The organism is Paracoccus limosus (assembly GCF_009711185.1).
Classification (GTDB): Bacteria; Pseudomonadota; Alphaproteobacteria; order Rhodobacterales; family Rhodobacteraceae; genus Paracoccus; species Paracoccus limosus.
Genome location: NZ_WMIF01000022.1, coordinates 1 through 13679 on the forward strand (window position 1 = coordinate 1; position 13679 = coordinate 13679).

The following is a 13679-nucleotide window of genomic DNA, read 5'->3' on the forward strand; positions in this document are numbered from 1 at the left end:
GCTTCAGCAAACTGAAAAACAGCCGCCGGCTGGCAACCCGCTACGACAAAACCGCAGACAGTTTCCTCGGCTTCGTAGACGTCGCCTGCATCAGGCTCTGGCTCCGCCATTTGTCAACATGACCTAGCGATCTAAAGCCGCCCTCACTCTTTCTTCTTCCCCGGCGGTTTCGCGCCCGGGAACCACGCGCCCATATAGGCGTCCATCCATGCTTTCTGCCAATCCAGCATCATGCGCTTTTGCATGCGCTGCATCTCGGCCATGGATTGGCTGCGGGCGGTGTTGGTCATGCGGTTGGCGTTCGAGAGCCAGGCGCTCATCCAAGGGTTTTTCATCGCGATCTCCGGGTCGGGGGCCAAGGGGGCGGGGCTGCGGCACGGTCCCATCATGGTGCCCGTTCATCGCGCTTTGGGCAAGCGTCGCGCGCGGCTCTCAGACCGAAGCGTGATCTGGCCGCGCTTGACCTTGCAGCGCACATGCGCCACCCATCTTGCGTTGCACTCTGGACATTTCATGCCGCTGATCCTTGCCAATGCCCGCCTGATCCTGCCCGATGCCGTCATCTCCGGCGCTCTGGAGATCGAGGACGGGCGCATCGCCCAGATCCTGCCCGACAGCTTTCCCGATGGCGCGCTGGACATGCAGGGCGATTACCTTGCCCCCGGCATGGTCGAGCTGCACACCGACAATCTGGAACGGCACATGCGCCCGCGCCCCGGCGTCGACTGGCCGCATGCGCAGGCGATCCTTGCGCATGACCGGGAACTGGCGGGCTGCGGCATCACCACGGTCTTTGACGCGATGCGGGTGGGCTCGGTCGTCTCGCATGGACCGGACAGCGATTATGAGAAATACGCCCGCCCTCTGGCGCAGGAACTGCTGGCGCTGCGCGCACAGGGCGTGCTGAAGCTGACCCACCGCCTGCATCTGCGCGCCGAAGTCTGTTCGGAAACCCTGATCGCCGAGCTGGACGAATTCGGCCCCGCCGATGACGTCGGCATCATCAGCCTGATGGATCACACTCCGGGCCAGCGCCAGTTCCGCGACGTGAGCAAGCTCGCGCAATATGTGCAGGGCAAATACAAGCTGGACGATGCCGAATTCGCCGAGCATGTCGCCCGCATGCAGGCGCTGCGGGCGCGTTACGGCGATGCACATGAGGCGGCGGCGGTCGAGGTGGCGCACCGGCTGGGCGCGGTGCTGGCAAGCCATGACGACACCACCGCCGGGCAGGTAGCCACCTCGGCCGGCCATGGCGTGCGGCTGGCCGAATTCCCGACTACGGCCGAGGCGGCCCGCGCCTGCCATGACGCCGGCATCATGGTGATGATGGGGGCGCCGAACCTGATCCGGGGCGGCTCGCATTCGGGCAATGTCTCGGCGGCCGAGCTCGCGCGCGCGGGGCATCTGGACATCCTGTCCTCGGATTACGTGCCTTCGGGGCTGCTGACGGGCGCGCTGATTCTGGCACGGATCTGGCAGGATCTGCCCCGCGCCATCGCCACCGTCACCGCCAATCCCGCCCGCGCCGCCGGTCTGACCGATCGCGGCAGCCTGCGCCCGGACGCGCGCGCCGATCTGATGCGCTTTGGCATGCTGGGCGATGTCGCGGTGCTCAAGGCGACCTGGGTGGCGGGCAATCGCGTCTGAGTTTGATCTGGATCAACGTTCGATCCCGAATCACGCGCTAATTCGACGATATGAATTGGCTGCCCAGATCTGAGGGGGCTTGCGGCAGCCTGGAGGGCGGGGCCTGGCCTCGCCCTCAACTTTTTCGGTCGGGCCGCAGATGCAGGACAGTGCCCCGCCGGCGCAGCCCGTGCCGTCATTGCATCAGGCGATCCTTGACCATCGGGCCGACCGCGCCGAAGTCCATCTGCCCGGCATGGCGGGCGCGCAGCTCGGCCATGACCCGGCCCATGTCGCGGATCGAGCCCGCGCCCAGATCGGCGATGGCCTTGGCGATGGCGGCCTCGGTTTCGGCACCGTCCAGCTGGCGCGGCAGATAGGACTGGATCACCTTGATCTCGTCCTGCTCGCGCTCGGCCAGCTCCAGCCGCCCGCCCTCTTCATAGGCCTTGGCCGATTCCTGCCGCTGCTTGACCATGCGCGACAGGATCGCGGTCAGGTCCGCATCCGAAAGACCGGTTTCGTCGCCGCCTTCACCCCGCGCCGCGATCTCGCGATCCTTGATCGCCGCAGAGATCAACCGCAGCGTCGACAGGCGCGCCGTCTCCTTGGCCTTCATGGCGAGTTTGGTGTCTGCGGCGATGCGCTCGCGCAGGCCGGGCTGGCCGGTTGCCACATTCTGATCCATCTGAGCCTCGTTCATGCTGTGGCCTGCCTTGTCCCCGGCTTCGCATCTGGCGTCAACCCGCAGCACCCGGCCCGGTTCCCGCCTGCCAGACCCTGCCCTCCCCCGGCGCGATGGCTTTCCTGCGCGGCGCCGCCTTGACCTCGCAGGGCAGTTTCCCTAGGTTGCCGCCGATTTACCCGGAGAAACGATCATGGCCCAGAGTCCGGCGCAACACACGGCGCAGAAACCGACCGCATGCCTTGCGCTTGCCGATGGCACCGTCTTTTACGGGCATGGCTTCGGGACCCGTGGCGAGGTGGTGGCCGAGCTGGTCTTCAACACCGCGATGACCGGCTATCAGGAGATCATGACCGATCCCTCTTATGCCAGCCAGATCGTCACCTTTACCTTTCCCCATATCGGCAACACCGGCGTGACCGAGCAGGACGACGAGGCCCCCGAGCCCGTCGCCTCGGGCATCGTGGTGAAATGGGACCCGACCGAGCCCTCGAACTGGCGCGCCAGCAGTGATCTGGTCGAATGGATGGAGCGGCGCGGCCGCATCGGCATCGGCGGCATCGACACCCGCCGCCTGACCCGCGCGATCCGCCAGCAGGGCTCGCCGCATGTGGTGCTGGCCCATGATCCCGAGGGGCGTTTCGACATCGCCGCCATGGTGGCGAAAGCCCGCGACTGGAAGGGCCTTGTCGGTCTGGATCTGGCCAAAGAGGTCACCACCCGGCAAAGCTATCGCTGGGCCGAGGGGCTGTGGGAATGGCCGGGCCAGTTCGGCACCTCCGGGGAAAAGAAACCCTTCCGCGTCGTTGCGGTCGATTACGGCGCGAAACGCAACATCCTGCGCTCGCTGGCGCAAAGCGGTGCCGAGGTGATCGTGCTGCCGGCCAGCGCCAGTGCCGAGGACGTGCTGGCGCATGACCCCGAAGGCGTGTTCCTGTCGAACGGCCCCGGGGATCCGGCCGCGACCGGCGCCTATGCGGTGCCGATGATCCGGTCGCTGCTGGAACAGGATCTGCCGATTTTCGGCATCTGCCTTGGCCACCAGATGCTGGCGCTGGCACTGGGCGCCAAGACCATCAAGATGAACCACGGCCATCACGGCGCCAACCATCCGGTCAAGGATGTGGAAACCGGCAAGGTCGAGATCACTTCGATGAACCACGGTTTCGCCGTCGATGCCCAGACCCTGCCGCAAGGCGTGATCGAGACCCATGTCAGCCTGTTCGACGGCTCGAACTGCGGGCTGCGCATGAGCGACCGGCCGGTGTTCTCGGTGCAATACCACCCCGAGGCCAGCCCCGGCCCGCAGGACAGCGCCTATCTCTTTGATCGCTTTGCCGAGGCGATGCGCGCCCGTCGCTGAACGGGCGCGGCTTTTCGGCGCTGCCCGCGCGGGCGATTAACCCCTCCTTAACCCTCGGCATGGCATGAGGGCGAAAAGGCAGGGAATCGCGTCATGGCCGGAACAGTGCTGATAAGACCTCTTCGGACCACGGCCGGGGCCGATCCGGCGCCCGTCCTGCCCTCGGCGCCCCCGCCACAGGCAGCGGTGATCGCCGAACGCGACCTGCGCCCGCTGGGCCAGATCCTTCTGGAAGATGGCGCGGTCGATCCGCGCAACCTGCTGCGCGCAGTTGTCATGCGGCAGCGCCAATCGGCCCGGCTGGGCGAGATTCTGCTGGCCCATGGCTGGGTGAAAGAGGCCGCGCTGACTCGCGCCCTGTCGCGGCAATGGCGCACGTCCGAGATCGACCTCGACGCCCTGCCCCCCGACCCGCGCCTGATCGACGCTCTGGGCGCGCGGCTGTGTCTTTCCGAGGGGATCGTGCCGTGGCGGCGGGTGGGCGGCGTGACCTTTGTTGCGACCGCACGCCCCGACGCCTTTGCGGCGTTGCAGGCGCAGATGCCGGCGCATTTCGGCACGGTGCGCATGCTGCTTTGTTCAGAGCAGGCGGCGCGCGACGCCATCCTGCGCAACCGCCGCACCGCGCTGATCCGTCAGGCCGAGCTGCGCGTTCCGGCATGCGAAAGCTGCCGCACCCGCAACGAGCGCCGCTTTGGCCGCATCGCGCTGGGTCTGGGCGCGTTGGCCGCGCTGGGGACACTGGTGCAGCCGATCCTGATCCTGTCGCTGCTGACGGCATGGGCGGTGCTGACGCTGCTGGCCTCGATGGTGCTGAAGCTGATGTCGTTTCAGGCCGTGCTGCGCAAGCACCGGCAGGAACGCGATCTGGGCCGCGCCGTCGCGCATGGTCTGGTCGCCCGCCCCGAGATGAAAGGGCCGCTGCCGGTGATCTCGGTCATGGTGCCGATGTTTGGCGAGGCCGATATCGCCGACCGGCTGATCGGACGTCTGGCCCGCGTCGACTACCCGCGCGAGCTGATGGATGTGCTGATCGTCATCGAGGACAGCGACGCGGTGACCTGTGCCGCCCTCGCCTCAGCCAGCCTGCCCAGCTGGATGCGGGTGATCCGGGTGCCGGACGGCCCGATCCGCACCAAGCCGCGCGCGCTGAACTATGCGCTGAACTTCTGCCGTGGATCGATCATCGGCATCTGGGACGCCGAGGACCGCCCCGAACCCGAACAGTTGCACAAGGTCGCCCGCGCCTTTCATTTCGCGGCGCCTGATGTGGCCTGTCTGCAAGGCGTGCTGGATTACTACAACCCGCGCAGCAACTGGCTCGCCCGCGCCTTCACCATCGAATACGCGGCGTGGTTCCGGGGCACGCTCGCGGGTGCGGCGGCGCTGGATCTGGTGGTACCTCTGGGCGGCACGACGCTGTTCTTTCGACGCGACCTTCTGGACAAGGTCGATGCCTGGGACGCCTGGAACGTGACCGAGGATTGCGATCTGGGCGTGCGCCTAGCCCGCCGCGGCTATCGCACCGAGATGCTGGACACTGTCACCCATGAAGAGGCGAATTGCCGGCTGGTCCCGTGGGTCAAGCAGCGCTCGCGCTGGCTCAAGGGCTTTGCCATGACCTGGGGTGTGCATATGCGCGATCCGGTCGCGCTGTGGCGGGATCTGGGCGCACGGCGCTTTCTGGCGCTGCAGGTGCAGCTGGCGGCTTCGGTGTCGCAATATCTGTTCGCGCCGGTTCTGTGGAGCTTCTGGCTGCTCAGCCTTGGCCTGCCGCATCCCATGCGCCCGGTGCTGGAGGGCTGGCTTGGCGGCTATGCCATCCCGGCGCTGTTTTCGCTGTTCGTGGCCTCGGAGCTTTTGAACATGACCATCGCGGCATGGGCGGTACGCGGCCGCGATCACCGCCATCTCTGGCCCTTCGTGCCGACGCTTCACCTGTATTTCCCGCTGGGCTGTCTGGCTGCCTGGAAGGCGATCTATGAGGTGGTGGCCAAGCCGTTCTATTGGGACAAGACCCAGCACGGGCTGTTCGACGCGGGCGAGGACCAGCCGAAACCGGCCGAGGCCAACGTCGCGCTGATCCCGCTGGCGCGCCCGGGCCATACCATTGCCGCAGAGTCGGTCAGCGCCCCGCAACCCCTTGCCGTCGCCGCCGGAACCACGGCCGCCGCCGGGCCGGTGCAGCTTTTGGGCCGGATTGGCTGAGGAGGCGCCTCGCGGTCGCGCCTTTGCGGGCTTGTATTAGCCGGTTGCACCGCTGTGTTGATCTTGACCGCCGGCATCTCGCCCTCGCGCCGGTGGACTGGCTTCGTGCGGGCCCAGCGGGCCCGGCTCCAGCATCGCCTCCCCCTCGCGCGCGGGGACTAGGCGGATAGGGTTCAGAAAGCGCCATGTCAGACCGCGCCCCCTCGCAAGGGGACTAGCCTTTCAGATTGCCGATCGGGTCGGTCTAGGCGGGAACTCATCCCCGTGCGCGAGGAGTAGCTGGGTCAGTGCCCAGTGCGAGGCCGTGGGTATGCATCCCCCCACGTGTGGAGCTAGCGCACAGACGTTTGTCGCCGAGCGGGTGTATCATGCTGCCGCGCAGCAGCCGGCGTCCGCCGGCATCGCATCGCCGAATCGATCAGCGCGCCCTCGCGCGATTGAAGCAGCCGCCGGATCGCAACGTGTCAGCCTCCTGCTCCACGTCGCACATGGACCAGCCGACTACGACGGCTGCTTCCGAGGCGTTGCGCCGGCCGCGTGGCGCAGCAAGGCCAGCCAAGGGACTGAACGGGACAGCGATCCGGCGAAACGCCTCGCCTTGTTGCGCGGACCAACCCGTCGAAAAACTGCCCATCTGATTGCGGAACTCGGTGCCCCTGCGCTTGGACCGGGCTCATCTCTGTGCCGGCTGTGGTCCGGCGATTACGGCCAGCCTCGTCCTGCGACCCGGCGCGCGATACCCCCAGTAGCAGGTAGCAGGTAGCAGGTAGCAGGTAGCAGGTAGCAGATCGGTAGACCCTCACCTCACACCCCGCCAAACCTCAGCCGATCGGCGCGGCCTGTCTTTCGGCGATCGCGGCTTCGATGACGGTGCCGCTTGCCTCTACGGCGCCGGCCAAACGGGCTGCCAGCGCCTCAAGGCTGTCGGCGCCGGTTTCACGCAGCAAAAAGGCCTGCCCGCCCTTGCCGATGCTCTCCATATCCAGCGGCTTTTCGGTCAGCAGCCGGCCAGCGCATTGCAGGCTCCACAGAAAGCGGCGGGCCGTGGCCAGCGTCTCGGCGCTGGCACGATCAATCAACCCCGCACGCGCGCCCGTGCGCAGCTGCGCCGCCGCCGCCCGCGCCGGGCTGCCCGTGCGCAGGGCAAAGCTTTGCGCCAAAAGCTCGATATCCTGCAACCGGCCATGACCGATCTTGGCCTCCCACGCGCCATCGGGGGCCTTAGCGGCAAAGATCCGGGCCCGCATTTCGGCCAGATCGGGCAGGACGCGCGGATCGCAGCCGCGGTCGCGCAGCACCTCGACGCGCAGCGCCTCGACCTCATCGGGCAGTTGCGCCATCTCGGCACCGCAGCCACCGATGACCCGGGCGCGGGTTAGCGCCAGATGCTCCCAAGTCCAGGCCTCGGTCATCTGATAGTCGCGAAAGCTCTGCACCGAGGTCGCGACTGGCCCCTGCCGGCCCGAGGGGCGCAGCCGCATGTCCACCTCATAAAGCCGCCCGGCCGAGGTCGGTGCCGACAGCGCCGTAATCATCGCCTGCGTCAGTCGCGCGTAATAAGGCCGCGTCGCCAAGGGTTTGGGCCCGTCCGAGCTTTCGGCCCCCGCCGCGTCATAGATCACGATCAGGTCCAGATCCGAGGCCGCATTCAGCTGCCGCGCCCCCAGCGAGCCCATGCCCAGCACCACCGCGCCGCGCCCCGGTGCCGGCCCGTGCCGGCGGGCGAATTCGTCGGCGACCAGCGGAAACAGCGCGCCCACGGCGGCATCGGCGATATCGGCATATTGCCCGCCCGCCTCTTCCGAGCCGATCAGCGCGCGCAGGTGATGCACGCCGGTGCGGAACTGCCATTCATGCGCCCAGCGGCGGGCGGCATCCAGCGCGCGCTCATAGCCGCCGGCGGGCGCGGCCAGTTCCTCGGCCAGCTTGCGGTCCAGATCCTGACGCAATGCGGCCGCCCCCGGCCATTCGTGAAAGAAGCTGCCGCCCAGCACCGCGTCCAGCACCTCGGGATGGCGCGCCAGATGCGCGGCAAGACCCGGCGCCGTGCCGCAGATGTCCACGATCAGGTCGATCAGCTGCGGATTGGCCTCGAACAGCGAAAACAGCTGCACCCCCGCCGGCAGACCGGCCAGAAAGGCGTCGAACCGCGCCAGCGCCTCGCCGGCATGGGTGGCGGCGGTCAGCCGCGCCAGCAGATCGGGCTCGATCCGGGCAAAGACCTGACGCGCGCGTTCCGTGCGCAGCGCCTGATAGGCGCGCCAGCCGCCGACGATGGCCTCGGCCTCGGGCGAAAGCTGCGGGCGCTCGGCGCGCTCGCTGGTCGAAAAGAACTCGCCGGTCAGCGCCTCGACCCGTTCCAGCCGCTCGGCCAGCCGTGCCGACCAGGCGGCCGCATCGCCCGTGCCGCTGAGCGCGGCAATGGTGGCGACCCCTTCGGCCGAGGCGGGTACGGCATGGGTCTGGGCATCGTTGACCATCTGGATGCGATGCTCGATGTCACGATGCTCGCGGTAATGCGCGGTCAGCTCATCGGCGACCTCGGGCGGCACCCAGCCTTTCTCGGCCAGTCGGGCCAGCCCTTCGACCGTGCCGCGCACGCGCAGGCTGGGATCGCGCCCGCCGGCGATCAGCTGCCGGGTCTGGGTAAAGAATTCGATCTCGCGGATGCCGCCACGGCCCAGCTTCATATTGTGGCCCGGCACCTCGATGCGGCCGTTCAGGCCTTTGTGCTCGCGGATGCGGCGGCGCATGTCGTCGGCATCCTGAATGGTGGCGAAATCCAGATGCCGGCGCCAGACAAAGGGCGTCAGGTCGCGCAGGAAGGCCTCGCCCACGGCGATATTGCCGGCGCAGGGCCGCGCCTTGATATAGGCGCCGCGTTCCCAGGTGCGCCCCTCGGCCTCGTAATAGGCCAGGGCTGCGGAAACCGAAATGCAGACCGGCGTCACCGCCGCATCGGGGCGCAGCCGCAGATCGGTGCGGAACACATAGCCCTGATCGGTCACGTCCGAGAGCGTGGCTGCGGCCCGGCGCGTGGCGCGGATCAGGCTGGCGCGCGCCTCTTGCCGGTCCTCGGGCGCATAGGCCTGATCGTCGAAGAACACGATCAGGTCGATGTCCGAGGAATAGTTCAGCTCGCCCGCGCCCATCTTGCCCATGGCAAGCGCGGTCAGCCCACCGGCGTCCGAATCCGTCTGCGGCAACTTGCCACGCGCGATCTCGTGCCGGACATGGACGCGCAGCGCCAGATCGGTGGCGCGGTCGGCCAGTGCGGTCAGCTCTCCGGTGACCTGTTCCAGCGTCCAGACCCCGCCCAGATCGCAAAGCGCCGTCCACAGCGCCACCCGCCGCTTGGCACGCCGCAGTGCCGGGCCAAGCGCATCGGCCGACAGCGCCTCGAAGCCCTCGGTCTCGCGCAGGGTCAGGTCGGGAGCGGTGCTGCCGGGGGCGGTCAGCCGCTCGGCCAGCCAGCCGGCCTCGTGCCCGATCAACCCGGCCAGATAGGGGCTGCAGCCCGCAGCCCCCCGGATCAGGTCGCAAAGCGGGGCATCTTCTATCCCGGTCAAGGCCAGCGCGGACTGTCCGCGGGCGGCGTCGACGGGAATCGGCAAGCGGGTGATCTGGGATGAAAAGCTCATTGCGCGAACCTAGCCTTGCCCCGAGCAAGGTCAATGGCCCGCCGCTGCGCAGCACCCCGGCGCGCGGGCGGTCCCGGTGGTGAAAAACTTCGGGTTTCCGTGCTTGGCGAGTGGCAGATCTGTTGCTAGGCTCTGCCGGCGCCCATATCCGAGTAAAGCCTTGCCCACCACCGTCATGCGTGCATTGCCCCCCCATCGCCGGCCCCGGGCCGGCCAGACCGGAAAAGGCCGCGTCTGATGCGCCACAGCCTGCCCCATGCGCCGCAATTCTATGTGACAGCACCGCAGCCCTGCCCCTATCTGCATGGCCGGGCCGAGCGCAAGCTGTTCACCGCGCTGGCAGGCGATGCCGCCAATGACCTGAACAACGCCCTGTCACGGCAGGGCTTTCGCCGCTCGCAGAACGTGCTTTACCGGCCCAGCTGCGAAAGCTGCGTGGCCTGCATGTCGGCGCGGATCCGGGTGTCGGAATTCGTGCCGACGCGGACGCAGCGCCGGGTCTGGCGCCGCAATGCCGGGCTGCGCCGGCTGCCGACCAGCGCCTGGGCCACCGAAGAGCAATACGAGCTGTTTCGCCGCTATCTGGACGAGCGTCATGCCGATGGCGGCATGGCCGACATGGACATCTTCGAATTCGCCGCCATGATCGAGGAAACGCCGGTCCGCACCCGCGTCATCGAATACCGGCAGGCCGAACCGGGCAGCGCCGAGGCCGACCGGCTGATCGCGGTCTGCCTGACCGATGTGCTGGATGACGGGCTGAGCCTTGTCTACAGCTTCTACGACCCGCTGCTGGAACCGCTGAGTCTTGGCACCCATATCATCCTTGACCATGTCGAGCTGGCGCGTTCGGCCGGGCTGCCCTTTGTCTATCTGGGCTATTGGGTGCCGGGCAGCCGCAAGATGGATTACAAGGCCCGGTTTTCGGCCTTGGAGATCTACAAGGGCGGCGTCTGGCAGCCGATCGGCGACCCGGCGCAGCACAGTTTGGACATCCATCCGCTGTCCGTGGACCCCATCGTCGAGCAGGTTGCCCGCATCACTTTGCCGCAAAAGCCGCGCTGAAACGCAGAATTGCCGAAATCGTGCAGTTTTCGCAATAAAATTACAAGAAATCGGGATTTGGCGTCATTTTCTTGGATAATGGCCATTGACCCTGCCGGGCTTGCCCCATAGGTTCCGGCGACGCGACGGCAGGAGGCCATGAGGGCACCGTCGCATCAAGGTTCAATGATGGAGAATGGGGATGTCCCGAAGCATGACGGGTGCAAGGATGGTTATCGAAGCTCTGCGCGATCAGGGCGTCGACACCGTATTCGGCTATCCGGGCGGCGCGGTACTTCCCATCTATGACGAGATTTTCCAGCAGAACGACATCAAGCACATTCTGGTCCGCCACGAACAGGGCGCGGTCCACATGGCCGAGGGTTATGCGCGCTCCACCGGCAAGCCGGGCGTCGTTCTGGTCACCTCGGGCCCCGGCGCGACCAATGCGGTCACCGGGCTGACCGATGCGCTGCTGGATTCGATCCCGCTGGTCGTGCTGTCGGGTCAGGTCCCGACCTTCCTGATCGGCACCGATGGGTTCCAGGAGGCCGATACCGTCGGTATCACCCGGCCCTGCACCAAGCACAACTGGCTGGTCAAGGAGACCGACGAGCTGGCGGCGACGATCCACAAGGCGTTCCATGTCGCGACCTCGGGCCGTCCGGGTCCGGTTCTGGTCGATATCCCCAAGGACGTGCAATTCGCCACCGGCGAATATGTCGGCCCCAAGCAGATCGCGACCCCCAGCTATCAGCCGGTCAAGAAAGGCGATCTGGGCCAGATCACCCGTCTGGTCGAACTGATGGAAAAGGCCGAACGTCCGATCCTGTATACCGGCGGCGGCGTCATCAACTCGGGCACTGCGGCCAGCCAGCTTCTGCGCGAACTGGCCGATGCCACCGGCTTTCCGGTCACCTCGACCCTGATGGGTCTGGGCGCCTATCCGGCCTCGGGCAAAGGCTGGATCGGCATGCTGGGCATGCATGGCCTCTATGAGGCGAATATGGCGATGCATGACTGCGACCTGATGATCGCCGTCGGCGCGCGGTTCGACGACCGCATCACCGGCCGCGTGGCGGATTTCAGCCCGGGCTCGGTCAAGGCGCAGATCGACATTGACCCCAGCTCGATCAACAAGGTCATCCATGTCGACCTGCCCATCGTCGGCGATGTCGGCCATGTGCTGGAGGACCTGCTGAAGGTCTGGAAATCGCGTGGCCGCAAGATCAATGCCGAACCCGTCCGCAAATGGTGGGTGCAGATCGAACAATGGCGCTCGCGGAACTGTCTGGCCTATCGCGGCTCGGACAAGGTCATCAAGCCGCAGCACGCGCTGGAGCGGCTTCAGGCGCTGACTGCGCATCGCAAGGATCGCTACATCACCACCGAGGTCGGCCAACATCAGATGTGGGCGGCGCAGTTCCTGCATTTCGAGGATCCGAACCGCTGGATGACCTCGGGCGGTCTGGGCACGATGGGCTATGGCCTGCCGGCCTCGATCGGGGTGCAGGTCGCCCATCCCGAGGCGCTGGTGGTCAACGTCGCGGGCGAAGCCAGCTGGCTGATGAACATGCAGGAAATGGGCACGGCGGTGCAGTTCCGCGCCCCGGTCAAGCAGTTCATCCTGAACAACGAACGTCTGGGCATGGTGCGGCAATGGCAGCAATTGCTGCATGGCGAACGCTACAGCCAAAGCTGGTCGGAAAGCCTGCCCGATTTCGTGAAGCTGGCCGAGGCCTTCGGCTGCAAGGGCCGCGTGGTCAGCGATCCGGCCGATCTGGACGCCGCGATTCAGGAGATGCTGGATTACGACGGCCCCTTCATCCTGGATGTGATGGTCGAAAAGCACGAGAACTGCTTCCCGATGATCCCCTCGGGCAAGCCGCATAACGAAATGCTTCTGGGCGAAGCCTCGACCGAGGGCGCCATCACCGGCACCGGCGCGGCTCTGGTCTGATTTACGGAAAGCGAGAAGAACATGGCGGCACTGAACATCGAGAAGGGCGCATCCAGCCATTCGGCCTATGACCTGCGCGACCCGAATGCCCAGGTCATCGAAAGCCATACGCTGGCCGTTCTGGTGGAAAACGAACCCGGCGTGCTGGCGCGCGTCATCGGCCTGTTTTCGGGCCGGGGTTATAACATCGACAGCCTGACCGTGGCCGAGGTGGACCATCTGGGCCACCGCTCGCGCATCACCATCGTGACGCGCGGCACGCCGGCGGTGATCGAACAGATCAAGGCGCAGCTGGGTCGGATCGTGCCGGTGCACGAGGTCCATGATCTCAGCGTCGAAGGCCCCAGCGTCGAGCGCGAGCTTGGCCTGTTCAAGGTGGCGGGCAAGGGCGACAAACGGGTCGAGGCGCTGCGTATCGCCGAGATCTTTCGCGCCAATGTCGTCGATTCGACGTTGGAGAGCTTTGTCTTTGAGATGACCGGCACCCCGGAAAAGCTGGACGCCTTTGCCGATCTGATGCGGCCGCTGGGTCTGGCCGATCTGGCGCGCACCGGAGTCGCGGCGCTGTCGCGCGGCGCCTGAAACGAAAAAGGGGGCTTAGCCCCCCTTTTGATTCCCGGTCGCGCGATCCTGATCAGGCCACGGCGTTTCAGGCCACGGCGATCTTGTCGGGCGCCTGCGATTTGCCCGGAAAGGCGCTGTTGGAAATCACCCGCAGCACCGGCTGGCCCGCGCTGGTACCCTGCCCCATTTCCGACAGCAGGCTGGGCAGCTCCGAGCGCTTGATCCCCGACACCAGCGACACGTTGCGGGCAAGGCGCAATACTTCGATGGTTTCGCATTCCAGCTCGACCAGATCACCCGCCTCGGGCCAAACGTTTCCGGGGGCCAGATTGTCACGCCCCTGCAGATAAGCCAGCGCCGCATGATCCTCGCACCAGATCACGGCCTTTTCCTTGCTTGCGCTGCTCCAGAGAGTGACCCCGATCATCAAATGCCCCCAAAAAATCCTGCCCTATTGCGGCGGGCCACCAGTTAAATTCAAGCCGAAGTTATCGGCGAACTCTCGCTTACGAAAGCGAAATCTCTGCGACTTTACCACTATCACGGGAGCGCGAGCGATCTTCAACTGTCCTTGAGCGGCCAATT

The 13679-nt window shown here is 66.5% G+C and carries 10 protein-coding genes and 1 pseudogene; 7 read left to right on the forward strand and 4 right to left on the reverse strand.

Going from position 1 to position 13679, the window contains the following annotated elements; genetic code table 11:
• Positions 1-122: pseudogene (locus GL279_RS14260) on the forward strand (IS5/IS1182 family transposase); the annotation flags it as partial.
• A 21-nt stretch (positions 123-143) separates the two neighbouring features.
• Here GL279_RS14260 and GL279_RS14265 read toward each other — a convergent pair.
• Entirely contained in the window at positions 144-335 is a 192-nt protein-coding gene (locus tag GL279_RS14265) for a hypothetical protein (RefSeq protein ID WP_155065315.1), read from the reverse strand.
• A 178-nt stretch (positions 336-513) separates the two neighbouring features.
• On the opposite strand from GL279_RS14265, the gene GL279_RS14270 reads away from it, so the two are divergent.
• Positions 514-1650 (forward strand): alpha-D-ribose 1-methylphosphonate 5-triphosphate diphosphatase, encoded by a 1137-nt coding sequence (locus tag GL279_RS14270; RefSeq protein WP_155065316.1) that lies wholly within the window; start codon positions 514-516, stop codon positions 1648-1650.
• Positions 1651-1825: 175 nt separating this feature from the next.
• Here GL279_RS14270 and GL279_RS14275 read toward each other — a convergent pair whose 3' ends face one another.
• On the reverse strand, positions 1826-2317 hold the full coding sequence (locus GL279_RS14275; protein ID WP_155065365.1) for a GatB/YqeY domain-containing protein: 492 nt from the start codon (positions 2315-2317) through the stop codon (positions 1826-1828).
• Between the two features lie 190 nt (positions 2318-2507).
• On the opposite strand from GL279_RS14275, the gene carA reads away from it, so the two are divergent.
• A complete protein-coding gene (carA, locus tag GL279_RS14280) occupies positions 2508-3677 on the forward strand; it encodes a glutamine-hydrolyzing carbamoyl-phosphate synthase small subunit (protein WP_155065317.1) in 1170 nt (389 codons plus the stop codon).
• 93 nt (positions 3678-3770) lie between these two features.
• Positions 3771-5885, forward strand: coding sequence for a glycosyltransferase (locus GL279_RS14285; RefSeq protein ID WP_155065318.1), 2115 nt, complete (start codon positions 3771-3773; stop codon positions 5883-5885).
• 821 nt (positions 5886-6706) lie between these two features.
• On the opposite strand, the gene GL279_RS14290 is transcribed toward GL279_RS14285, so the two are convergent.
• The gene (locus GL279_RS14290) at positions 6707-9526 is read right to left on the reverse strand and encodes a [protein-PII] uridylyltransferase family protein (RefSeq protein ID WP_155065319.1); all 2820 of its coding nucleotides are present in this window, start codon (positions 9524-9526) and stop codon (positions 6707-6709) included.
• Positions 9527-9763: 237 nt separating this feature from the next.
• Between GL279_RS14290 and GL279_RS14295 the strand changes: the two genes are divergently transcribed.
• The 3 genes from GL279_RS14295 to ilvN all read left to right on the forward strand — a co-directional run bounded on the left by GL279_RS14295 (position 9764) and on the right by ilvN (position 13112).
• Positions 9764-10591 carry an arginyltransferase gene (locus GL279_RS14295; protein WP_155065320.1) on the forward strand — a complete coding sequence of 276 codons (828 nt, stop codon included), beginning with the start codon at positions 9764-9766 and terminating at the stop codon, positions 10589-10591.
• 181 nt (positions 10592-10772) lie between these two features.
• Positions 10773-12530 carry an acetolactate synthase 3 large subunit gene (locus tag GL279_RS14300; protein WP_155065321.1) on the forward strand — a complete coding sequence of 586 codons (1758 nt, stop codon included), beginning with the start codon at positions 10773-10775 and terminating at the stop codon, positions 12528-12530.
• A gap of 21 nt (positions 12531-12551) precedes the next feature.
• The gene (gene ilvN, locus GL279_RS14305) at positions 12552-13112 is read left to right on the forward strand and encodes an acetolactate synthase small subunit (RefSeq protein WP_155065322.1); all 561 of its coding nucleotides are present in this window, start codon (positions 12552-12554) and stop codon (positions 13110-13112) included.
• 67 nt (positions 13113-13179) lie between these two features.
• Here the strand turns inward: ilvN and GL279_RS14310 are convergent, their stop codons facing one another.
• On the reverse strand, positions 13180-13521 hold the full coding sequence (locus tag GL279_RS14310) for a hypothetical protein (protein WP_155065323.1): 342 nt from the start codon (positions 13519-13521) through the stop codon (positions 13180-13182).
• Positions 13522-13679 lie beyond the last annotated feature (158 nt).